Genomic DNA, 20,749 nt, shown 5'->3' on the forward strand with positions numbered 1-20,749 from the left:
GCGAACATGACGACCATTCGAAACAACCTCTGCCAACGCAGGAAACTCGGTGGCTTCACGTTGATTGAGCTCATGATTGTGGTGGCGATTCTCGGCATCATCGCGTCGGTCGCCTACCCCGCCTACCAAGACCACATCCGCCGCACCAACCGGGCGGCGGCAAAGGCCTGCATGGTTGAGCACGCCCAGTTTATGGAGCGCTTCTACACCACAAACCTGACCTACGTCGGCGCCAATCCCAACCTTGGATGCCGAACCAACGGCAACCTGAATCAGCGTTACACCATCGCAGTAGCCAATCAGGCGGCCACCACTTACCGTGTCACTGCAACCCCGCAAGGTGCGCAGACTGCTGATACCGAGTGTGGAACCTTGACCGTCGACCAAACCGGCGCGCGCGGCGAATCAGGCACTGGAACGGTCGCGAGCTGCTGGTAAGAGATCAGGTGCAACCTGTACTGCGCTCTACGCGTACGCGCCCCGTGGCGCTCACGATGAGTGCGCGCTCGTGGCTGCCGTTGCAGATGCGGATGGTGCCCATCTGCAACGCCCCCGTGACCGTACGGGATACCCCGCTCGGAAGGTAGGAAAGATAGCGCGCCAGGCTTGCGTTTCCCGGCGCAACAAGCCCAGGAAAACCGACATTTCGGGAGACGATGAGCGTCTCGTCCGGGTCGCGCAAGGCATTCGAATTGGCATCGGGAAACATGATCCATCCCGAAGCCCATCCCGCCCCCGCCACGCATTGCAGACCGTCGGTGCTCGCGCACAACGTGACTCGACGACCTCGTCGGATCGCTTCCGAACGAGCCAGTAGCATTGCCGCCCTCAGGTCATTCGAAAACACTGTTAGACGGTGGTCTCGCAAAGTGCTGGCGAACGATGGCAATCCAATGCCAAGCAACACTGCTGACACCGCCAGAATGACGAGCAGTTCGACTAGAGTCAGCCCGTAGGCTGCGGCCTTTCGTAACTCGAGCATGAACACCTCCGACAGAAAAGTTCGGATGTTTCATGCACTATAGATTTTTATGTACCCACTTGGCATTAACAGAAAAGGCAATGCCAAATAGTTCCGACCGGCGGCTATCAGTCCCGGAAGTTGCCGAACTGCAGCGGAATGTCGGTGACATCCTTCTTCACCAGCGCGATGGCATCCTGCAGCACGTCGCGTTTGGCGCCGGACACGCGCACGGCCTCGCCCTGGATGGCGGCCTGGACCTTGAGCTTGCTGTCCTTGAGGATGCGCACGATCTTCTTCGAGGCTTCCTGCTCGATGCCGACGCGCACCTTGAGTTCCTGTTTGACCTTGAAGCCACCGACCTTCTGCACGTCGCCATGCTCGAGGCAACGCACGTCGATCTTCTTGCCGGTCATCTCGGGCAGCAGGATGGCCATCATCTGTTCGAGCTGGAAGTCGCTGTCGCCGATCAGCGTCAGCAGCTTGTCGGCCTGCTCGATGGTGGCGCTTGTGCCCTTGAAGTCATAGCGATTGGTGATCTTGCGATTGGCGACGTCGACGGCGTTCTTCAGCGCAACGAGGTCGACTTCGGACGTGATGTCGAAGGAAGGCATGCAGAGAACCTCCTGAAGGGGATTCTTGGGGGTAGTGCCGGAGAAGCGGCGCTTGTCCGGCCAGCAGTCGCGTGCAGTCTCAGGTCAAATACGCGCAGCGCGTCCGACCGAAAGGCGTTCAGCCGTAGTGGCAGATGTAGTGAAAGGCCTTATCCACTTCAATGTCGAAGCTCGAATCGCCCGGAATGCTGAACATCTCGCCAGCCGAGCAGCTCTTCCACTCGCTGTCGCCCTTGAGCAGGTAACGGCAACCACCCGCCACGCATTCCATGATTTCGGGCTTGCCGGTACCGAAAGTCAGCTTGGCCGGCAGGACGACACCGACCGACTTGTGATTACCGTCGGCGGTGATGAAGTTGTGGCTGACGCATTTGCCGTCGAAATACACGTTGGCCGCGGTCTGCAGTTCAACGCCGGAATATTTTTCGGTAATGCTCATGAAGATCCCTTTACTCGATGCCCAGATAACGCTGGATGAGAGGCTTGGAGATAAACCCGAGGAAACCCAGGCCAAGCGCGACGAACATCCACATCGTGCCGTACTTGCCCGCCTTGGACTTCCAGGCCAGGTTGCCAATGATGAAGATCATGTACAGGATCAGGGCGGTGAGCAGCACCTTCAGCGAGATCGCCTCGAACTCGGCGACCGTCAGGCCGAAGATGGTCGGCGGGGTCTGCATGCCTTGCTACCGCCCCATATCCCGTCAGCCGCCGCGCCGGGTCTTGGCGTTGGCGGCAATGCGCATGCGCAGCGCATTCAGGCGGATGAAGCCGTGGGCGTCACGCTGATCGTAGGCGCCTGCGTCGTCCTCAAACGTGGCAATGGTCGGATCGAACAGCGAATCGCTCTTCGAATCACGGCCGGTGACGATGACGTTGCCCTTGTACAGTTTCAGGCGCACCCAGCCATTGACCACGCCCTGCGTCTGGTCGATCAACGCCTGTAGCGCCTGGCGCTCGGGGCTCCACCAGTAGCCGTTGTAGATCACGCTGGCGTAGCGTGGCATCAGGTCGTCCTTCAGATGCGCGACTTCGCGGTCGAGCGTGATCGACTCGATGGCGCGGTGGGCCTTGAGCAGGATGGTGCCGCCCGGCGTCTCGTAGCAGCCGCGGCTCTTCATGCCGACGTAGCGGTTCTCGACCAGATCCAGCCTGCCGATGCCGTGCTTGCCGCCCATTTCGTTGAGCTTGGCGAGCAGTTCGTGCGCCTTCATGCGCGTGCCGTTGATGGCCACCAGATCGCCGCGTTCGAATTCCAGATCAACGTATTCAGCCGCATCCGGCGCAGCTTCCGGCGACACCGTCCAGCGCCACATGGACTCCTCCGCCTCGGCGGCAGGGTCCTCAAGGTGACGGCCTTCGTAGGAAATGTGCAGCAGGTTGGCGTCCATCGAGTAGGGTGAACCGCCCTGTTTGTGCTTCATCTCGATCGGAATGCCGTGCTTCTCGGCGTAGGCCAGCAGCTTCTCGCGCGACAGCAGGTCCCACTCGCGCCACGGCGCAATGACCTTCACGTTGGGCATCAGCGCGTAGTAGCCGAGCTCGAAACGCACCTGGTCGTTGCCCTTGCCGGTCGCGCCGTGCGACACGGCATTGGCGCCGCTAGCCTTGGCAATCTCGATCTGGCGCTTGGCGATGAGCGGACGCGCGATCGAGGTACCGAGCAGGTACTCGCCTTCGTAGACGGTGTTGGCGCGGAACATCGGAAACACGAAGTCGCGCACGAATTCTTCGCGCAGATCGTCGATGAAGATGTTCTCGGGCTTGATGCCGAACTTCAGCGCCTTGGTGCGCGCCGGCTCAAGCTCTTCGCCCTGGCCGAGGTCGGCCGTGAAGGTCACGACTTCGCAGGCATAGGTATCCTGCAGCCATTTCAGGATCACCGAGGTATCCAGCCCGCCCGAGTAAGCGAGCACGACTTTGTTCACATCGCTCATCTGTGTTTCCAGTCAGTTTGGCGCGCAAGGCGCCGTGATTGAATTCGTCGTTCCCGCTCAACGCAGCCCACGTCGAGAACCCGCGCGATACTTCCGCCCGACGCGCTGCACTTGTAGCCGCGCGGCGGCTAGGTTTCTACCTTGCCGAGCAACAGGAACTCCATCAGCGCCTTCTGTGCGTGCAGGCGGTTCTCCGCCTCGTCCCACACCACCGAATGCGATCCGTCGATCACGTCGGCCGTCACTTCTTCGCCACGGTGCGCCGGCAAGCAGTGCATGAACAGCGCCTCCGGCCTGGCCACCGCCATCATGTCCGCATCCACGCACCAGTCCGCGAAGGCCTTCATGCGTTCTTCGTTCTCGGCCTCGAAACCCATCGACGTCCACACATCGGTGGTCACCAGATCGGCGCCCCGGCAAGCGTCCATCGGGTCGGCAAACTCCTCGAAATGGTCGGTGCCGTACAGGCCCGCACGTTCCGGCTCGACTTCGTAGCCCGGCGGGGTCGACACATGCACGTTGAAACCAAGCACTTCAGCCGCCTGCAGCCAGGTGTTGCACATGTTGTTCGAGTCGCCGATCCACGCCACCGTCTTGCCCTGAATGGGGCCGCGGTGCTCGATGAAGGTGAAGATGTCGGCCAGGATCTGGCACGGGTGATATTCGTTGGTCAGGCCGTTGATCACCGGCACGCGCGAATTCGCGGCAAAGCGCTCGATGATTTCCTGCTCAAAGGTACGGATCATCACCGCGTCACACATGCGCGAGACGACCTGCGCAGCGTCTTCAACCGGCTCACCTCGGCCGAGCTGCGAGTCGCGCGTATTCAGATAGATCGCCGAACCGCCAAGCTGATGCATGCCCGCTTCGAAGGACAGCCGCGTACGCGTGCTGGCCTTCTCGAAGATCATCACCAGCGTGCGATCGAACAGCGGGTGATACGGCTCGTAGCGTTTGAACTTGTCCTTGATCCAGCGTGTGCGTTCGAAGATGTGGTCGTACTCTTCGCGGCTGAAATCACGGAACTGAAGATAATGTCGGGGCGCAGTCATAGGCTGTAATCACTGCGCCAGAAAGTCGCGGAGCAAGGGGGTCAGCAACTCGACCAGCTTCGCCGCGTCCTGCTCGCTGAAGGTCAGCGGCGGCAACAGCCGCACCACGCGCTCGGAGGTGACGTTGATCAGCACGCCGGCGTCCAGCGCCTTGCCAACCAGCTCGCCGCACGGCCGATCAAGCTCGATACCGACCATCAGACCGCGGCCGCGGATGTCGACCAGCCCGGGAACGCCGTCGAGCGCCTTGGCAATGCCCGAACGGATGGCGTCACCCACCTTCACCGCGCTGGCCATCAAGCCGTCGTCTTCAATGGTCGCAACGGTCTCGAGCGCTGCGGCGCAGGCCAGCGGATTGCCGCCGAAGGTCGAGCCGTGGTTGCCCGGGCCGAACAGCCCCTTAGCCCGACCTGAAGTCAGGCAGGCGCCAATCGGCACACCCGACCCAAGGCCTTTGGCCAGCGTCATTACGTCGGGCTTGACGTCAGCATGCTGGAAGCCGAACCACTTGCCGGTACGGCCCATGCCGCACTGCACCTCGTCGCAGATCAGCAGCCAGCCACGCTCGTCGCAGATCTGGCGCAGGTCGCGCTGGAAGGTCTCATCGGCAATGTGAACGCCGCCCTCGCCCTGAATCATTTCCACCATCACGGCGACGACGTTCGAATTGTGCTCGGCGACCTTGCGGATGGCTTCGATGTCGCGATACGGCACACGCAGGAAACCCGAAACCAGCGGCTCGAAGCCGGCCTGCGCCTTGCGGTTGCCGGTGGCAGACAGCGTCGCCAGGGTGCGGCCGTGGAAGGCGCTCTCCATGACGATGATGGTCGGGTTGCTGATCTCGCGCTTGTGGCCGTGCATGCGCGCGAGCTTGATCGCAGCCTCGTTGGCCTCGCAGCCGGAATTGCAGAAAAACACCTCGTCCATGCCGGACAGCGCCGCCAGACGATCGGCGAGCTCTTCCTGCAACGGGATGCGATAGAGATTGGAGGTATGCAGCAGGCACGCCGCCTGCTGGGCGATCGCACGCACGAGACGCGGGTGATTGTGGCCCAGCGTTGACACCGCAATGCCGGACAGCGCATCGAGATAACGCTTGCCGGTCTCATCGAAGAGCCAGACACCTTCGCCATGGGTAAACGCCACCGGCAACCTGGCGTAGGTATTCATCAGGTGCGACATCGGTAATCCCCGGTCGGATCAATCCAGAAACGCACACGGCGGCAGGCGCCGCCGTGGGTCGGAAAGCGCAAGATACTAAGCGAAAGCGCCGCGAAAGTACAGGAAACGCGGGCGCTCAAGCCCCCACAAGTACCTGCGGCACAAACGAAAACGGCGGCCTTGGCCGCCGCATTCGCTTCATCCGGAACGGATCAGGCAGCCATCGCCTTGACGGCGGCCGACAGGCGGCTCTTGTGACGAGCGGCCTTGTTCTTGTGGATGATCTTCTTGTCAGCGATGCTGTCGATGGTGCTCATCGACGTGCTGAACACCGTCTGCGCGGCAGCCTTGTCACCACCTTCAACAGCCTTGCGAACGGCCTTGATGGCGGTACGCAGGCGCGAACGGAGGCTGATGTTGTGACCGCGGGCCTTGACGGCCTGGCGGGCGCGCTTGCGGGCTTGTGCCGAATTGGCCATGTTTGTTCTTCCGAGGTAATAGGTTCTACGAAACGCGGCAGTCTACCGGGTGATCTGCAAATGTGCAAGACGCGGTTTCGTCCGGGTAAGCGCCGCAGCCATTGAGGCAGGCCACATGGTAGCGCGGAAATGCACACGAGCTCTGTCGATCCAGCGCGCGGCAGCGGCTCGACGCAAACCTGCCCACTCTTCCCCGGTATCATGGCGGCTTTCACCCCAAAGCCCGCCGCATGAACCTTCTTCGCGCCCTCGCCACGGTCAGCAGCATGACGCTGATCTCGCGCGTACTCGGCTTCGTGCGCGACTTCGTCATCGCGCGCACCTTCGGCGCCGGCGTGGCGAGCGACGCCTTCTTTGTCGCCTTCCGCCTGCCCAATATCCTGCGCCGCATGTTCGCCGAGGGCGCCTTCTCGCAGGCCTTCGTCCCCATCCTCGCCGAGTACCGCAACCGCCGCGGCGAGGAAGAAGCGCACACGCTGGTCAACCGGGTGGCCACCCTGCTCGGGCTGGTCGTCACGGCCATTTCACTGCTTGGCATCGTCGCCGCGCCGATCATCGTCTACATCTCGGCACCAGGCTTTGCCGCCGACCCCGACAAGTTCGCGCTCACCGTCGAAATGACGCGCATCACCGCGCCCTACATCCTGTTCATGTCGCTGGTGGCGCTGGCCGGCGGCGTGCTCAATACCTGGAGCCGCTTCGCGATTCCGGCCTTCACGCCGGTGCTGCTGAACCTCTCCTTCATCGCCATGGCGCTGTTCGCCGCACCGTATTTCGATACGCCGGTGCTGGCGCTGGCGTGGGCGGTGTTCATCGGCGGCTTGCTACAGCTCGCGCTACAGCTGCGCCCACTGGCGAAGATCGGCATGCTGCCGCGCTTCGACTTCAAATGGTCCGATCCCGGCGTGCAGCGCGTGATGAAGCTGATGCTGCCGGCCATGCTCGCAGTTTCGGTGGCACAGATCTCGCTATTCATCAACACCATCTTCGCGTCATTCCTGCAGAGTGGCAGCGTGTCGTGGCTGTATTACGCCGACCGGCTGATGGAATTCCCGGCCGGATTACTCGGCGCCGCGCTCGGCACCATCCTGCTGCCGGGGCTTTCCAAGCTCAACGCCGACGGCAAGGCCGAAGAATTTTCGTCGATGCTCGACTGGGGCCTGCGCCTTACGCTGATGCTGACCCTGCCGGCCGCGCTCGCACTGGCCGTGCTGGCCGTGCCGCTGATTTCCACCCTGTTCCAACACGGCGCCTTCACGCCGCAAGACGTGCTGCACACGCGTACCGCTCTCGTGGCTTACAGCGTGGGCCTGACCGGCCTGATCGCGGTGAAGATCCTCGCGCCCGGCTTCTACGCCCGGCAGGACATCCGCACACCGGTGAAATTCGCGCTCATCACGCTGGCCGCCACACAGGTCATGAACCTGATCTTCATCGTGCCGCTGCAACACACCGGGCTGGCGCTGTCGATCGGGCTGGCTTCGCTGCTCAACGCCGGCCTGCTCTACCACCGGTTGCGTCGCAACGGCGTGTTCATGCCGCTGCCGGGCTGGACCAGCTTCATCGCGAAACTCGCGGTGGCGCTGGTCGTGCTCGGCGTCGTGCTGTGGTTCGGCATGGGCGAGCAATCGGCGTGGCTGGAATGGTCAGCCGTCGAACGGCTGTGGCGCCTGGGCGCGCTGGTGGCCGGCGGCATGACGGCCTATTTCGCCACGCTGTTGCTGCTGGGCTTTCGCCCAAGCGATTTCCGCAAGAGCGTGGCGCGCTAGTCGGCGCCCTTCCGCTCCTCGATTTCCACAACAAGCGCCTCGACGGCCCGATCGCGCTCGGCCTCATCGGCCTCGCCGAGCAGGGCCGACCAATCCGGATGGCCGCGCGCCCGCGACAGCGTGGGCAGCAATTCGCCCTCGCGCCAGCGCTCACCTTCGACGGTCTGACGCAACGGCGCCATCGCCGCATGGCCGCGCGCCTCCAGCGCCGCCACCAGCGAGAGCTCGCGCAGGGCCAGCAGGCGCAGGATGGAATCATCCACGGCAAGGTCTCGCTTGCCGGTGAATACGCCGAATACACGCTCCCCGAAATGCCGCACCGCCTGCACACCGCCGCCGGCCAGAGCACCGATCGCCGCTGCGGCGCCCAGCGTCATGCCGCCGAACATCAAATCAACGCCAACACCGGCCGCCGCACCCGCCGCCGCACCGGTGCCGAGCTTGACGCCCATGTCCAGCACGGTCTCCGGGTGGAACAGGTCGTGCTCCCAGCGCCCGTCTGCGAGCGGCAAGGCGTCGGCATCGACGTCGCCGGAGCGGAATCGGTAGAGCGACAGCAGCGCATCAATGCACGCCTGCTCGTGTCGACGCACGCGCTCGGACAGATCGGAAACGGCTCGCCGCTCGGCCGCCTCATCGCCGGCATCAATACGCAAGCGCGCCGCAGCAACATCAATCAACAGCCCGGCGACCAAACACAGCGCAGCCACATGCCGCTCCTGCGCCTCACGCTCGCGACACGCGATCAGCCGCTCCAGTGCCGGCTGCCACACATCGAGCACGGTGCCGAGCTTTTCATACAGCCGACGCTCACCATCGCGCTCGGGCGTCACGCTATCGAAGCGCACCACCGCATGCAGGCCAAGGCGTGACAAAGCCTCGCGCCAGGCCGCTTCGTCTGCATCCGGGCTGCGCACGAAATTCAGCACCGGCAACAGCGGCACGGCGCAGGCGCCAAGGATGGCGAGCTCGTCGCGATGCTTGGCCAGTACGGGATCGCGCGCATCGACCACATAAAAACCGGCGTCACTCGCCAGCAGCTGACGCAACACCTTGGCCTCTTGCTCGAAGCGCGTACGCGCCGCATCGCTGGCCAGAAAGCGCTCGACGCGCGCCGGGCCGTCGAGCCGGCCGCCGTCTTCGGCCGTGATGCCTTCGAGCAGCTCAAGCAAGGCGATCGGGTCTTCCATGCCCGGCGTGTCGTACAGCTCGACCAGCACTTCGCCGTCGGCCATCAGGCGCACGCCTTCTACATGGCGCGTCGTGCTCGGCCGGCTCGACACTTCGCCGAAGCCGGTGTCGCGCGACAGCGTTCGCATCAGCGACGTCTTGCCGGTATTGGTATGGCCCACCACCGCAAGACGGACCGGCCGCGTATTGTCGGCGTGCTTCATGCGCCCTCCCCGGCGAGCCAAGCGAGTGCCGCCGCTTCGTCCGTGATGATGGCATCGGCGCTCAAGCCAACGCCCTCCAGCGCCTCATGCCAACGTGCAGCGCGCTCGCCCGAAGCGCCCAGCAGCCATACCGCGCAGCGCCCGGCGTGATGCGATAGATCGGCAATCAGCGACAGGCTGCCGCGATCGGGCGACAGCCGCCCGTCGCACGCCACCAGCAGACGGCGCGCCGGGCTGGCCGCCAGCGTCTCGCGCAGCTGCGCGCGCTGCTCCCGCGTGTCGGCCACGCCGATGTCGCGCACGCCGCGCGGCAAGTCGGGCGGCCAGTGGCGGTCGCCGCGCAGCTCGATACCGATCAGTGTGGGCGGGCCGTCGAAGCCGTGCGGATTATCGATACGCGCAAGCGCGATCGACGCCGGCGCGGCGTCGGTCACGCCCATGCGCACACTGGCTGGAGCCAGATCAGCGGCGAGTTCGGCAAACCCCGGCAAGGACACATCCAGCCGCAGCCGCGCCCGCCCGGTCCGCACGCGCCACACGCAGACGGCCCACAGCACCACTCGCGGCAACCAGCCATACACCAGCACGCAACCCACCAACCACCAGGCCCAGGTACGGCGAGCTGCCTCGTCAGTCAGCGCCGACGTCCCGCTGGCCACCACGGTCGCCGCGTCGGGCAGCGGAAATCCAAGCAGCGAAGGGAGGTAACCAAGCGCGGTAACCAGGTCGACAAAGAACCCCGGTGACAACAAGGTGGTCTCCCACACGAAGACGTGCCCGCGCAGTAGAAAGGAGGCGGTCAGACCCGCCAGGGCGCCGGTCAGCGCCATGCTCCACATTGCGTGGGTTGCCGCCCCCAACCACCACGGCATGATCCCGGCGCGCCGGTGCAGCGACACGAAGGCGCGCGGCACCTCGGTGACACCCGCCGCCATCCGGGCAGATAGCCCGTTCCACAGCGCACCGAAGCCGAGTGGCGCGCCGCCCGCAAACACAAACCCCGCCAACCACACCAACAGGCTCAATACATGCAGCCCCAGCAATCCGCCCAGCGCCCACACCACGTTGATCGGGCGCAAACCGTCACCGGCCACGGCCAGCCCGGCGCCCACCCCGGCCACCAGCCCCACCAGGAGCATGACAAGGGCCGCCAAGCGAACCCGCCCTGACCAGCTTTCGAGTGCTTGCCTCAGGCCCAGCCGCTCACCCAGCCGGGCGGCGCGCGCGACGACACGCGGCTCGAACCCGCTCGCTTCGCTGCGCGCCACCACGAGCGCGGCGGCATCGTCGAGCCGTCCTTGCGTACGTTCGCGCAACCGCAAGGTTTCGGCCAACCAGCGGGCTTCAAACGAAGAGAGTGGATCGGTGAGCATATGACGCAATTCACATCCGGCAGAATCGAGCCCATAGCATAGCCGAGACCCCCGCCCGGACAGGATCAGCGCCAGCTATACTTGTGTCGTCAGTACGCACATGGAATGACATGAGCAAGCTCCCGCTACAACCTCTGGATATCGCGCGCGAAACGCTCAGACAACTGGCGCAGCGCCGGATCCCACCCACTCCGGACAACTTTCGCGAGCTCTATCACGAAATTGCCGGCACGCGCGCTGACGCCCCATTCCCCTCACCGGAACTGCGCCGCATCGCCGCCGCCCTGCCGCGCGACACGCAGGAGCGCGTGCGGCTGGCCAACCAGTTCGATGACGCGATCGACAGCACCGACTGGATCGCCATTGGCAACGCCTTGCACGCAAGCCTTGCCGCCCTGCCCGACGCGCCACCCGCCTGGAGCGCGCTGCTGCGCGAGTTGATGGGCCAGATCGACACGCCCCACCAACGCCTCACCCGCGCGCGCAAACTGGCATCGCTTGATCACGTACTGAGCGCCAATGCCAACAACCCGGATCTGCTCTTCTCGCGTCTGCGCGGCCTGATCCAGGGGTGGCAGCGCGAACCGCAGGCCGATTCGCGCAACGGACTCACTGAAACCGAAGCCGAAACCGAAGACGCACCCGCCGAAGTCGTCGAACGCCGCTCTGCCCGCCCCAGCGAAGTTGCCGCCCCGTCCGACGACGATCTGCCGTTCGCCCAATGGCTGGTGGTGCTGCTGCAACGCGGCGTCGTCCCGCTGCTGGCCGACAACGCCGCCCTAATTTCCGAAGCCGAACAACTCGCCACCGCAATTGCCGCCGTCGCGCGCCACGACAAACCGGACGACAACATCGCCGCCCGCCTGCGCACCTTCGGCTCTCAGCTTGAATGGGCCGGCGAGGATCAGCGCGCCATTCGCGGCGCCCTGCTCAACCTGCTGCGCCTGATCGTCGACAACATCGGCGAACTCGTCATCGACGACCAATGGCTGCACGGGCAGGTCGAAGCCCTCGCCCGCATGTTCGACCTGCCGCTCGACATTCGTGCGCTGGACGACCTCGAACGCCGCTTGCGCGACGTCATCGACAAGCAGAAGCACCTCAAGCGCCAGCTCACCGACGCGCAGGAACGCCTCAAGAGCATGCTCGTCGGCTTTGTCGACCGCCTGGCCGGGCTCAACGAGTCCACCGGGGCCTACCAGCAGATTCTCACCGAATGCGCCGAGCGCATTCGTGACGCCGACGACGTCAGCCAGCTCGGCGACGTAGTCGAACGCCTGCTCAGCGAGACACAGGTCGTCAAGGAAACTGCCGAACGCTCCAGCGCCGAGATCGGCGCACTGCGCGAACAGGTCGATGCCGCCAACTCGCTCATCACCCGCCTGCAGCGCGAACTCGACGAAACCAGCGAACTCGTGCGCTTCGACCCGCTTACCGGCGTGCTCAACCGCAAGGGGTTGGACGAAGCGCTCGAACGCGAGATCGCGCGCATGCGCCGCCAGAGCTCGATCATGTGCGTCGGCCTGCTCGACCTGGACAACTTCAAGCAGCTCAACGACACCTTCGGCCACCGCACCGGCGATGAAGCCCTGCGCCACCTCGCCGACGTCGCCCGCGGCTCCCTGCGCCAGGAAGACATCATCGGCCGCCTCGGTGGCGAGGAATTCCTCGTGCTACTGCCCGACGCCGACGAAGAGCAAGCCACGCTGATCATGACGCGCCTGCAACGCGCGCTGACGACCCACATTTTCCTGGCCGACAACAGCCGCGTACTGATTACCTTCAGCGCCGGCATCGCCCGCGTACTCCCCGACAGCAGCGCCCACGACGCCATCGACCGCGCCGACAAGGCCATGTACGCCGCCAAGCGCGCCGGCAAGAACCGCGTTCTCGTCGCGGTCTGAGCGCCACGCCCGTCCCCGCACCGCCGCAATGGTGGACGTGCCAAGCACTTTGCGGCCAGCGCCCCAGGCGCTGAATTCCTAAAGACTTCCCGCCCGCTGCCGTTAATACATCCGTGGCCAGACCGGAAACACCGGGCTGACCGCCGGCGGCGGCAATCCGTCGGGGTGTGCGGGCAAAGCAAACAAATTTCCTGCCTGAAAACCCTCAAGTTTTTCCGCCGCCGGCCGTTAATTGAATCATCGGCAGGCAGATCGAGCCTCAGCGGATCAAGCGGCCGGGATAACCAAACCCCTCTTTCTCGAAGGAGAAGAAGAATGTCTCAGGTAATCAACACCAACGTCGCTTCGCTCAACGCCCAACGCAACCTGCAGTCGTCGCAGAGCTCGCTCGCGACCTCGCTGCAGCGCCTGTCCTCGGGTCTGCGCATCAACAGCGCGAAAGACGACGCCGCCGGCCTCGCGATCTCGGAGCGTTTCACCACCCAGATCCGCGGTATCAACCAAGCCATCCGCAACGCCAACGACGGTATCTCCCTGGCTCAGGTCGGTGAGAGCGCGCTGGCCGAAGTCACCACCAACCTTCAGCGTATCCGCGAACTCGCAGTTCAGTCGGCCAACGCCACCAACAGCGATTCCGACCGCCTCGCACTCGACCTCGAAGTGCAGCAGCGCCTGCAGGAAATCGATCGCGTCGCCTCGCAGACCGCCTTCAACGGCCGCAAACTGCTCGACGGCAGCTTCGGTAGCGCCACCTTCCAGATCGGCGCAGAAGCCGGCCAGTCGCTGAGCCTGAACCTCGGCGCCAACGCCAGCACCCGCCTGTCTGCAATCGGCCGCATCGCCCAAACCGAAACGGCCGGCGCAATCGGCGCATCGTCGACTGGCGGTAGCAACACGATTGCACCGAGCACCCTGACGTTCGGAACCGCTGGCTCGGCCGATGGCAGCCTGACGGTCGGCGCCTCGAACCGCCTGTTCGGTGACACCGGCGTCAGCGCCACGCTTACCCTGGTTCCGGCGAATGCCGACTTTGCCACGGGCACCAACGCCGACCAAGACGGCACCAACATCCAGACCGCCACGACATTCGATTACTCTGGCGGTGGCCTCTCACAGTTTGACGTGACCATCGGCACCGACACGGTTGGCGTGACTCTGAACGCCGACTACACCGATGCCACCGGCCTCGCCGCAGCTATTGAAGCCCAAGTTCAGCTGGGCGGCGGTGATCTTGCCACCACCACGGTCTCGGTCGACGGCGACGGCAACATCCGCTTCCAGAACGTCGGCAACGATGCTGCAGTTGTCATCTCCGACACTGACGCCAACTCGATTGCGGCTGGCTTTGCAGACAGCGCAGGCCAGGCCGGCGGCGCAGTTGGCGCCCAGTTCTCTATCGACGGCATCGCAATTTCGCTGACCAGCGATCTGGACACTGACGCGGCCGCCTTCGCCAGCGGCATCCAGACTGCGCTGAACACCGCAGCCGCCGGCACCTACACCGTCGCGCTGAGCGGCAGCGACATTGTCATCAGCAACAACAATGCCGGCTCGGGCCCCGTCACGATCACCGGCGCCAATGACATCGCCGCCGCTGCAGGCATCACCAACTCCGTTGGCAGCACCGCCACCAACGCGGCGACCGCTGGCAGCTTCGAAATCGAGAACGGCGCCACCGACATCACGGTCGCCCTCGACGAGAACTACGCGGACTTCGACGCGCTGGCTGCGGCCATCCAGACCCAACTGGACACAGCCGCAAGCGGCACCTTCTCCGTCACCAATAACGGCGGCTCCATCAGCATCGCCCGCGATGCCGGCGGCGTGGTGCAGATCAACAGCGCCAACGCTCGGGCCACCGCGGCCGGCTTTGGAGCGACCTCGGGTGTGGTCACCACCAACGCCTCGTTCGACGTCGATGGCAACACGGTGACTCTGGCCACCGACTACGCCGACTATGACGCGATGGCCACGGACATCGGCACGCAACTTGGCAGCGGCTACACCGTGACCAACGATAGCGGCGAAATCAGCATCGTCAATAACGCTCCGGGTTCGACTGGTGTGGTGATCTCGGATGCCGATGCCAACGCCCTCGCAGCAGGTATCGTGGAGAGCGCAGGTACCGCCGGCATCGGTGAAGGCTCGGTCGCGCTGACTGACTTCTCGATCAACGGGACCAGCGTAACCGGCAACTTCGCCGACGCCGACGCCCTTGCAAACGCCATCAACACCTCGGTCAGCGGCGTGTTCGCAACGGTGGAAAATGGACGCCTGACCCTGAGCTCTGCCCAGGAGATGACTCTCGGCGGCGCCGATGCTACCGGCTCGCTGGGCTTCGCCAGCACCTCGGTGGCGGTGGATAACGGTTCGCTGTCGGGTGGCAATGTCACCACGGTGTCCGACGCCAACGCGATGATCCAACGCATCGACTCGGCCCTGACGCAGGTCAGCACCTTCCGCAGCACCTTCGGCGCGATCCAGAACCGCTTCGAATCGGTGACGGCCAACCTGACCAGCTCGGTGGAAAACCTCAGCGCCTCGCGCAGCCGCATCCTCGACGCCGACTTTGCGGCCGAGACTGCCAACCTGACGCGTGCCCAGATTCTGCAGCAGGCCGGCGTGGCGATGCTCGCCCAGGCCAACGCCCTGCCGCAGAACGTGCTGAGCCTGCTCCGTTAAGATGAGGGCCTAAAAGCCCCACTGCATGCGCGGCGCGACCCTCCAAAAGAGGTTCGCGCCGTAAGCCCATAAGGGAGATGCATCATGAGCATTCCATCGATTCCCGCCGGCTCCACCGGCACGATCGTTCCGCAGGCAAGCGGGCGTAGCGGCGAAAGCAGTGCCGCTGCTGCGCCGGCCAGCCAGCCTGCGCCGGTCGTCGTCGCGTCCGGCTCGGGTGGCGGACAGGGCACCAGCGCCGCGGAACTGAACGAAGCACTGGAGCGTGTACGCGAAGTACTCGCACCGGTGGCACGCAACTTGCAGTTCTCGGTCGATGACGACACGGGCAAGACCGTGGTCCGCATCATCGACAGCAGCACCAACGAAGTGATCAAGCAGTTCCCTTCGGAAGAGATGCTGGCGATCTCGCGATCGATCGATAAACTGCAAGGACTCCTGTTACGACAGGAGGCGTAAAACAGGAGGCAGCATCATGGCCATCACCGTATCCGGTCTCGGCGGTTCGGGGCTCGACGTCGATGGGCTGGTCACCCAGCTCATGGCGGCCGAGCGCCAGCCGCTGACCCAACTCGCGACACGCGAAGCCGGTGTGCAGGCGAAAATTTCCGCGTTTGGCAGCATGGCAAGCGCGGTCGCCAACCTGCAAACCGCGGCCAACGGCCTCAACAGTACGGCAAAGTTTGCCGCCACCAAGACCACCATCAGCGGCAGCAATGCCGGTTTCACGGCAAGTTCTACCACCAGCGCCGCGACGGGCAGCTACGCGATCAAGGTCAATACCCTGGCCGCGGCGCAGCGTGTGGCCCTGTCTGCTGACGCCTTCACGCAAGACGGCGAAGAGATCGCCGCCGGTACGCTCAGCTTCAACTTCGGCACGGCCGACAACCTGCTCGCCAACGAGCCCGCGTCGACCAAAACCGTGGACTTCGCCGGCGGTTCGCTCGAAGACCTGCGCACCGCCATCAACGATGCTGACATCGGCCTGAGCGCCAACATCATCAACGACGGCACCACCGATCGGCTCATCATCTCCAGCGCCGAAACCGGCGCCGCGCAGGCCTTCAGCATTGACGGCATCGGCGTGGCCTTCGCGCCCGACGCTCCCGGCGCCGAAGGGGATGCGGCCTATCAGCTGGAAGCCGCCAGCGACGCCTCGATCACCGTCGACGGCCTGAACGTCACGCGCGCCTCGAATACCATCAGGGACGTCATCGACGGCGTCACGCTGAACCTGACCGCCAAAGGCGATTCGACCAACACGCTCAAGGTCGCCGCCGACAACGGCACGGCACGCGCCGCCATCGACGCCTTCGTGACGGCCTACAACGGCCTCGCCAAAGGTCTCACCGACAGCCTGAAGTACGACCCCGAATCGGGCGAAGCCGCCCTGCTCAACGGTGACTCGACTGCCCGTGCAGTGCAGAGCCAGTTGCGCAGCATCGTCGGCGGAGCGTTCTCCGGGTTGGGTGGCACCGACCGGCTGGCCGACATCGGCATCAGCTTCCAGCTCGACGGCACGCTGTCGGTCGACAGCACCAAGCTCAACGCTGCCTTCGAAAATCCGGACCTGGATGTCGCGACGTTCTTCGCCGGCAATGGCTCGACACCCGGCTTCGGCAAGCAGGTGTCCGACTCGCTGGGACGCCTGATCGGCACCGACGGGCTCATCACCGGCCGCGCCGACGGGCTGAAGGAATCGGTCAAGACGCTGCAACAACGGGCCGAGGCCCTGAACCTGCGGCTGGAGACGGTCGAGAAACGCTACCGCGCACAATTCACGGCGCTCGACGTCATGCTTTCGAACATGTTGCAGACCAGCAACTACCTGCAACAGCAACTGGCCAACCTGCCAGGCGCCAGCAACTGAGGACTTCACGATGTTTGGAACCCAACGCAACCGTGCCGCCAGCTATGCCTCGGTGCAGGTCGAGACCGGCGTCGGCGCGGCAGATCCGCACAAGCTCGTGACCATGCTCTTCGACGGCGCAATTCTCACGCTGTCAAAAGCCCGTGCCGAGATGGAAGCCGGTCACATCGAGGCCAAGGGCAATTCACTGTCCAAGGCCATCGAGATCATCAACGCCGGACTCAAGGCCAGCCTTGACCAGAGCGCCGGCGGCGATCTGGCCGGGCGTTTGGCTGCGCTGTACGACTACATGTGCGAGCGCCTGCTGTACGCCAACCTGCACAACAACACGGCCGCGGTGAACGAAGTGAGCAGCTTGCTCACCGGCCTGCGCGAAGCATGGCTCAGCATCTCGCCGAACAAGGCCGAAGCGGCCGCCACTGTCTGACGGAGTCGCCATGAGCACAACGCAGGAACTCTACGAAGCCCTCGGCCAGGTTTCCGCCACCATGGTCGAAGCCGCGCGCGCCAACGATTGGGACCGCCTTGCCGAACTCGAACTCGAGATGACCGCTACGCGCGAAGCGCTCACCCGTCAGCCCGAGCAAACCGGGCTCGACGACAGCGAACTGCTCCGCCGCGCCACCCTGATCACCGCCATCCTCGAGAACAACCGCGAGGTTCGTCGCCACGTCGAACCGTGGATGCAGAGTGCGCGCAAACTGTTCAAGAGCGGCGAGCGCGAACGCTCGGTACGCGCCGCCTACGGCGTGTCGCCGCGCTGAGCGGCGCGCGGCCCTGAGGCGGAGACGCCAACGTGATCCCCGGCGATCTCGCTTCCAGGCTGCGCATGCTCGCGGAAGCGAGCTTCTTCGACAGCGAGCCGCCCGTCCAGGGCACGGCGCGCGTCCGCGAGATCCAGGCGCGGCTGCCGCAGCTGCTGCCGGGCCAGCCGTTCACCGCCCACATCACCCGCGCCCTGCCCGACAACACTTTTCAGGCCATTGTCGCTGGCCGTGAATACACGCTGTCGCTCAACCATGCCGCCAAGGCCGGCGACACGCTGGAACTCGTCGTCACGCGCCAGGCATCCAATGCCGTGTTCGCCCGGCTCGCTTCGGAAGCCCCAGCCGGCGCAGGCAACGACGCCGCGCGTTCCAGCCTCAGCCCCACAGGCCGCCTGATCAGCTTCCTGCTCACCGGCCAGCCGACGCCGCAGCCGGCCGCACTGGCAGGCGGCAAACCTCTGCTCAACACGCCTCCGATGAATGGCGCCCAGCTCGCGCCGGCGCTGCGGCAGGCCGTGGCGCAAAGCGGTCTCTTCTACGAAAGCCACCAGATGCAATGGCTGGCCGGCAAAGTCAGCACCGAAGCCCTGCAGCGCGAACCGCAGGGACAGCACCCGGCAACGCCACGTCCCGGGGCCGCCGGCGGCAACGAAACGGCCGCTGCACCGCGCGTCGCGCCGAGCCCGATGGCCGCCAGCGGCGCGGCACCTGCCGTCGCTGAGGCGCGTGCGGAACGCGCCGCCGAAGCCGCTCTGGTGCGCGTACCGGTCGTCGCCGAGCGGCTGATGCCGGTCGTGCACCAACAGCTTGATGCCATGGCCAGCCAGCAATACGTGCTGCTGGGGCAGGCATGGCCGGGCCAACGTTTTGAATGGGAAGTCGACGATCCGCGTGGAGAAGGACGCCCCCCGGAAGGCGAAGCCGAACAAGCCTGGAATTCGACGCTGCGCCTGAGCATGCCGCAGCTCGGCGACGTGGAAGCCCGCCTTCACCTGACTCCTTCTGGCGTTGCCATCCGGTTGATTGCGGGCGACGAAGTCGTCGCGCGCATGCTGTCCGACGGTCGAGAACGCCTCGACAACGCATTGGCGGCGGCCGACGTGCCACTGACCGGCTTCGTCAGCGAAGCCAGGGCAGAGGCAGACCCCGTTTTTTCCGAAGGGGAAGAACGCGGCCTGTCCCCTGAAGCGGGCTGAGCCATGGACAAGCCACGCGGCGAAGCCGTTGCCCTGACCTATTCAACCGGCGAATCCGCCCCGCGCGTGGTGGCCAAGGGACGCGGGCTGATCGCGCAGGAGATCATCGAGCGCGCCCGTGAGGCCGGTGTATACGTTCATGAGTCACCCGAGCTGGTCGGGCTGCTGATGCAGGTCGACATTGATGAGCGCATTCCGCCGCAACTCTATGTAGCCGTTGCCGAGCTGCTGGCTTGGCTGTACAGCTTCGAACGCGGCGCGAACACCACACCGGCACCGCCTCGCGCAAAAGTGCCGACCCCCGGCCCACAGTCCGGGCAGACGGGCTGATAGAATCGCGCCCTGACCAGAACCAGCTCACAACAATCGCGGATGTCCGAACAAAACGAAGCCAGCGCCCAGGTCGGCCTGCTGAATGCAGAGCATTACGCCGACTACATGATTCGCAACGCCAGCGAGATCATGTTGATGCTGCGTCGCATGCGCGACAGCCGTGTGCTGCTCAACGTGTTCATCGACGGCGGCCCGCACCGTTTCGTCAGCGCAATACTCGATGCCGGTCCGCGCGGCATCGTGCTTGATTCCAGCGCCGACGAACGACTCAACAAGCACGCGGCCGCCTCCGAATTGCTTACCGGCAGCGCGCAGCTCGACGGCGTCCGCGTGCAGTTCGATCTGCCCGGCGCTCAGGCTGTGTTGTTCGACAAGCTCCCGGCGCTGCACGCACAGTTGCCTGTAGCCATGCTGCGTCTTCAGCGGCGCGACACCTACCGCCTGGCCGTGCCGCGACACAGCCCGGTCGGCTGCGTCGTGCGATTTCACCCGAAACGACCTGAAGACGCCGCGCCCGACACGCCTCCGCCTGAGCCGATCACCGCCAAACCACGGGTCGTCGACATCAGCATGGACGGCATTGCGCTGGTCTTCGGCGAAGACGAATTGCCGCTGTCGGTCGGCATGGACCTCGCCGACTGCAAACTCACGCTGCCCGACTCGGAGAGTTCACAGGTGCTCCTGCGGGTGCGCAACCTGCATCACACCACCAACCCGCAAGGCGGACGCAACGTGCGTGCCGGCTGCGAGATGATCAACGTACCAGCGCGCTTCACGCAGCTGATCCAGCGCTACATCTTCAAGGTCGAGCGCGAGCGCCGGATGATGGAAGCAGACTGATCCGGCTGTGAACGCCAGAGCAGACAACAAAAAACCGCCCGAGGGCGGTTTTTTGTTTACGCCGAGGATGTACTCACATCGGCATGTTCATGATGTCCTGGTAGGCCGACACCAGCCGGTTTCGCACCTGCACCATCTGCTGGAAGGACAGGCTGGCCTTCTGCAGGTTGACCATCACGTCCTGCAGGTTGGCTTCCGGATTGCCGGCACTGAATTCCTGCGCCATGGTGCGCGCCTCTTTCTGGGCAGAACTCACATCCTGCAGCGTTGATTGCAGCACCTGCGCAAAATCGACCCCGCCCTCGCCGGCTGCCGGCTGGACGGAATTCGACCCCGCCGTCTTGGCGGTGGAGCGCAATTCGCCGATGAGCTGTTCGATTCCGCGAGTATCCATGTGCCCGTACCTCTTTAACGGGA

General features: G+C 64.6%; 22 protein-coding genes. 11 read left to right on the plus strand and 11 right to left on the minus strand.

Going from position 1 to position 20,749, the window contains the following annotated elements; genetic code table 11:
* The first annotated feature begins 6 nt into the window (after positions 1–6).
* Positions 7–438, plus strand: coding sequence for a type IV pilin protein (locus tag AC6H0N_RS01135; protein WP_497572212.1), 432 nt, complete (start codon positions 7–9; stop codon positions 436–438).
* Between the two features lie 4 nt (positions 439–442).
* Here the strand turns inward: AC6H0N_RS01135 and AC6H0N_RS01140 are convergent, their stop codons facing one another.
* The 8 genes from AC6H0N_RS01140 to rpsT all read right to left on the minus strand — a co-directional run bounded on the left by AC6H0N_RS01140 (position 443) and on the right by rpsT (position 6,204).
* Positions 443–982, minus strand: a complete 540-nt coding sequence (locus AC6H0N_RS01140) for a GspH/FimT family pseudopilin (protein WP_497572213.1) — start codon at positions 980–982, stop codon at positions 443–445.
* A 107-nt stretch (positions 983–1,089) separates the two neighbouring features.
* Positions 1,090–1,575: a YajQ family cyclic di-GMP-binding protein gene (locus AC6H0N_RS01145; RefSeq protein ID WP_497572214.1), complete on the minus strand. Its 486-nt coding sequence runs from the start codon at positions 1,573–1,575 to the stop codon at positions 1,090–1,092.
* Positions 1,576–1,693: 118 nt separating this feature from the next.
* Entirely contained in the window at positions 1,694–2,014 is a 321-nt protein-coding gene (gene ppnP / locus AC6H0N_RS01150) for a pyrimidine/purine nucleoside phosphorylase (protein ID WP_497572215.1), read from the minus strand.
* 10 nt (positions 2,015–2,024) lie between these two features.
* Positions 2,025–2,255 carry a DUF2788 domain-containing protein gene (locus tag AC6H0N_RS01155; protein ID WP_497572216.1) on the minus strand — a complete coding sequence of 77 codons (231 nt, stop codon included), beginning with the start codon at positions 2,253–2,255 and terminating at the stop codon, positions 2,025–2,027.
* A 24-nt stretch (positions 2,256–2,279) separates the two neighbouring features.
* A complete protein-coding gene (locus AC6H0N_RS01160) occupies positions 2,280–3,512 on the minus strand; it encodes an argininosuccinate synthase (protein ID WP_497572217.1) in 1,233 nt (410 codons plus the stop codon).
* Between the two features lie 128 nt (positions 3,513–3,640).
* Positions 3,641–4,564 (minus strand): ornithine carbamoyltransferase, encoded by a 924-nt coding sequence (gene argF, locus AC6H0N_RS01165; protein ID WP_497572218.1) that lies wholly within the window; start codon positions 4,562–4,564, stop codon positions 3,641–3,643.
* Positions 4,565–4,573: 9 nt separating this feature from the next.
* The gene (locus tag AC6H0N_RS01170; protein ID WP_497572219.1) at positions 4,574–5,746 is read right to left on the minus strand and encodes an aspartate aminotransferase family protein; all 1,173 of its coding nucleotides are present in this window, start codon (positions 5,744–5,746) and stop codon (positions 4,574–4,576) included.
* Between the two features lie 191 nt (positions 5,747–5,937).
* Positions 5,938–6,204, minus strand: coding sequence for a 30S ribosomal protein S20 (gene rpsT, locus AC6H0N_RS01175; RefSeq protein ID WP_497572220.1), 267 nt, complete (start codon positions 6,202–6,204; stop codon positions 5,938–5,940).
* Positions 6,205–6,434: 230 nt separating this feature from the next.
* Between rpsT and murJ the strand changes: the two genes are divergently transcribed.
* On the plus strand, positions 6,435–7,973 hold the full coding sequence (murJ, locus tag AC6H0N_RS01180) for a murein biosynthesis integral membrane protein MurJ (RefSeq protein WP_497572221.1): 1,539 nt from the start codon (positions 6,435–6,437) through the stop codon (positions 7,971–7,973).
* On the opposite strand, the gene AC6H0N_RS01185 is transcribed toward murJ, so the two are convergent.
* Together AC6H0N_RS01185 and AC6H0N_RS01190 are read right to left on the minus strand one after the other, a co-directional pair.
* Complete coding sequence (locus tag AC6H0N_RS01185; protein ID WP_497572222.1) at positions 7,970–9,367, minus strand: GTPase/DUF3482 domain-containing protein; 1,398 nt, start codon at positions 9,365–9,367, stop codon at positions 7,970–7,972. The genes murJ and AC6H0N_RS01185 overlap by 4 nt on opposite strands.
* Entirely contained in the window at positions 9,364–10,740 is a 1,377-nt protein-coding gene (locus tag AC6H0N_RS01190) for a DUF2868 domain-containing protein (RefSeq protein ID WP_497572223.1), read from the minus strand. Before AC6H0N_RS01190 ends, AC6H0N_RS01185 begins: the two co-directional genes overlap by 4 nt.
* A gap of 110 nt (positions 10,741–10,850) precedes the next feature.
* On the opposite strand from AC6H0N_RS01190, the gene AC6H0N_RS01195 reads away from it, so the two are divergent.
* From AC6H0N_RS01195 to AC6H0N_RS01235, 9 genes are all read left to right on the plus strand, one after another.
* The gene (locus AC6H0N_RS01195; protein WP_497572224.1) at positions 10,851–12,644 is read left to right on the plus strand and encodes a diguanylate cyclase; all 1,794 of its coding nucleotides are present in this window, start codon (positions 10,851–10,853) and stop codon (positions 12,642–12,644) included.
* 315 nt (positions 12,645–12,959) lie between these two features.
* Complete coding sequence (locus AC6H0N_RS01200; RefSeq protein WP_497572225.1) at positions 12,960–15,326, plus strand: flagellin N-terminal helical domain-containing protein; 2,367 nt, start codon at positions 12,960–12,962, stop codon at positions 15,324–15,326.
* Between the two features lie 84 nt (positions 15,327–15,410).
* Positions 15,411–15,785, plus strand: coding sequence for a flagellar protein FlaG (locus tag AC6H0N_RS01205; protein WP_497572226.1), 375 nt, complete (start codon positions 15,411–15,413; stop codon positions 15,783–15,785).
* A gap of 16 nt (positions 15,786–15,801) precedes the next feature.
* The gene (fliD, locus tag AC6H0N_RS01210; RefSeq protein WP_497572227.1) at positions 15,802–17,196 is read left to right on the plus strand and encodes a flagellar filament capping protein FliD; all 1,395 of its coding nucleotides are present in this window, start codon (positions 15,802–15,804) and stop codon (positions 17,194–17,196) included.
* Positions 17,197–17,206: 10 nt separating this feature from the next.
* Complete coding sequence (gene fliS, locus AC6H0N_RS01215; RefSeq protein WP_497572228.1) at positions 17,207–17,623, plus strand: flagellar export chaperone FliS; 417 nt, start codon at positions 17,207–17,209, stop codon at positions 17,621–17,623.
* Positions 17,624–17,633: 10 nt separating this feature from the next.
* A complete protein-coding gene (locus AC6H0N_RS01220; protein ID WP_497572229.1) occupies positions 17,634–17,960 on the plus strand; it encodes a flagellar protein FliT in 327 nt (108 codons plus the stop codon).
* 32 nt (positions 17,961–17,992) lie between these two features.
* Entirely contained in the window at positions 17,993–19,159 is a 1,167-nt protein-coding gene (gene fliK / locus AC6H0N_RS01225; RefSeq protein WP_497572230.1) for a flagellar hook-length control protein FliK, read from the plus strand.
* A 3-nt stretch (positions 19,160–19,162) separates the two neighbouring features.
* Positions 19,163–19,489, plus strand: a complete 327-nt coding sequence (locus tag AC6H0N_RS01230) for an EscU/YscU/HrcU family type III secretion system export apparatus switch protein (RefSeq protein WP_497572231.1) — start codon at positions 19,163–19,165, stop codon at positions 19,487–19,489.
* A 42-nt stretch (positions 19,490–19,531) separates the two neighbouring features.
* Positions 19,532–20,332 (plus strand): flagellar brake protein, encoded by an 801-nt coding sequence (locus tag AC6H0N_RS01235; protein ID WP_497572232.1) that lies wholly within the window; start codon positions 19,532–19,534, stop codon positions 20,330–20,332.
* A 73-nt stretch (positions 20,333–20,405) separates the two neighbouring features.
* Here AC6H0N_RS01235 and fliE read toward each other — a convergent pair whose 3' ends face one another.
* Entirely contained in the window at positions 20,406–20,726 is a 321-nt protein-coding gene (fliE, locus tag AC6H0N_RS01240) for a flagellar hook-basal body complex protein FliE (RefSeq protein WP_497572233.1), read from the minus strand.
* Positions 20,727–20,749: the final 23 nt, after the last annotated feature.

This window comes from Pseudazoarcus sp. NS34, from assembly GCF_059703725.1.

Coding starts and splice junctions, on each gene's coding strand:
- AC6H0N_RS01135 (WP_497572212.1), top strand. CDS start 7: ATGACGACCATTCGAAACAACCTCTGCCAACGCAGGAAACTCGGTGGC.
- AC6H0N_RS01140 (WP_497572213.1), bottom strand. CDS start 982: ATGCTCGAGTTACGAAAGGCCGCAGCCTACGGGCTGACTCTAGTCGAA.
- AC6H0N_RS01145 (WP_497572214.1), bottom strand. CDS start 1,575: ATGCCTTCCTTCGACATCACGTCCGAAGTCGACCTCGTTGCGCTGAAG.
- ppnP (WP_497572215.1), bottom strand. CDS start 2,014: ATGAGCATTACCGAAAAATATTCCGGCGTTGAACTGCAGACCGCGGCC.
- AC6H0N_RS01155 (WP_497572216.1), bottom strand. CDS start 2,255: ATGCAGACCCCGCCGACCATCTTCGGCCTGACGGTCGCCGAGTTCGAG.
- AC6H0N_RS01160 (WP_497572217.1), bottom strand. CDS start 3,512: ATGAGCGATGTGAACAAAGTCGTGCTCGCTTACTCGGGCGGGCTGGAT.
- argF (WP_497572218.1), bottom strand. CDS start 4,564: ATGACTGCGCCCCGACATTATCTTCAGTTCCGTGATTTCAGCCGCGAA.
- AC6H0N_RS01170 (WP_497572219.1), bottom strand. CDS start 5,746: ATGTCGCACCTGATGAATACCTACGCCAGGTTGCCGGTGGCGTTTACC.
- rpsT (WP_497572220.1), bottom strand. CDS start 6,204: ATGGCCAATTCGGCACAAGCCCGCAAGCGCGCCCGCCAGGCCGTCAAG.
- murJ (WP_497572221.1), top strand. CDS start 6,435: ATGAACCTTCTTCGCGCCCTCGCCACGGTCAGCAGCATGACGCTGATC.
- AC6H0N_RS01185 (WP_497572222.1), bottom strand. CDS start 9,367: ATGAAGCACGCCGACAATACGCGGCCGGTCCGTCTTGCGGTGGTGGGC.
- AC6H0N_RS01190 (WP_497572223.1), bottom strand. CDS start 10,740: ATGCTCACCGATCCACTCTCTTCGTTTGAAGCCCGCTGGTTGGCCGAA.
- AC6H0N_RS01195 (WP_497572224.1), top strand. CDS start 10,851: ATGAGCAAGCTCCCGCTACAACCTCTGGATATCGCGCGCGAAACGCTC.
- AC6H0N_RS01200 (WP_497572225.1), top strand. CDS start 12,960: ATGTCTCAGGTAATCAACACCAACGTCGCTTCGCTCAACGCCCAACGC.
- AC6H0N_RS01205 (WP_497572226.1), top strand. CDS start 15,411: ATGAGCATTCCATCGATTCCCGCCGGCTCCACCGGCACGATCGTTCCG.
- fliD (WP_497572227.1), top strand. CDS start 15,802: ATGGCCATCACCGTATCCGGTCTCGGCGGTTCGGGGCTCGACGTCGAT.
- fliS (WP_497572228.1), top strand. CDS start 17,207: ATGTTTGGAACCCAACGCAACCGTGCCGCCAGCTATGCCTCGGTGCAG.
- AC6H0N_RS01220 (WP_497572229.1), top strand. CDS start 17,634: ATGAGCACAACGCAGGAACTCTACGAAGCCCTCGGCCAGGTTTCCGCC.
- AC6H0N_RS01230 (WP_497572231.1), top strand. CDS start 19,163: ATGGACAAGCCACGCGGCGAAGCCGTTGCCCTGACCTATTCAACCGGC.
- AC6H0N_RS01235 (WP_497572232.1), top strand. CDS start 19,532: ATGTCCGAACAAAACGAAGCCAGCGCCCAGGTCGGCCTGCTGAATGCA.
- fliE (WP_497572233.1), bottom strand. CDS start 20,726: ATGGATACTCGCGGAATCGAACAGCTCATCGGCGAATTGCGCTCCACC.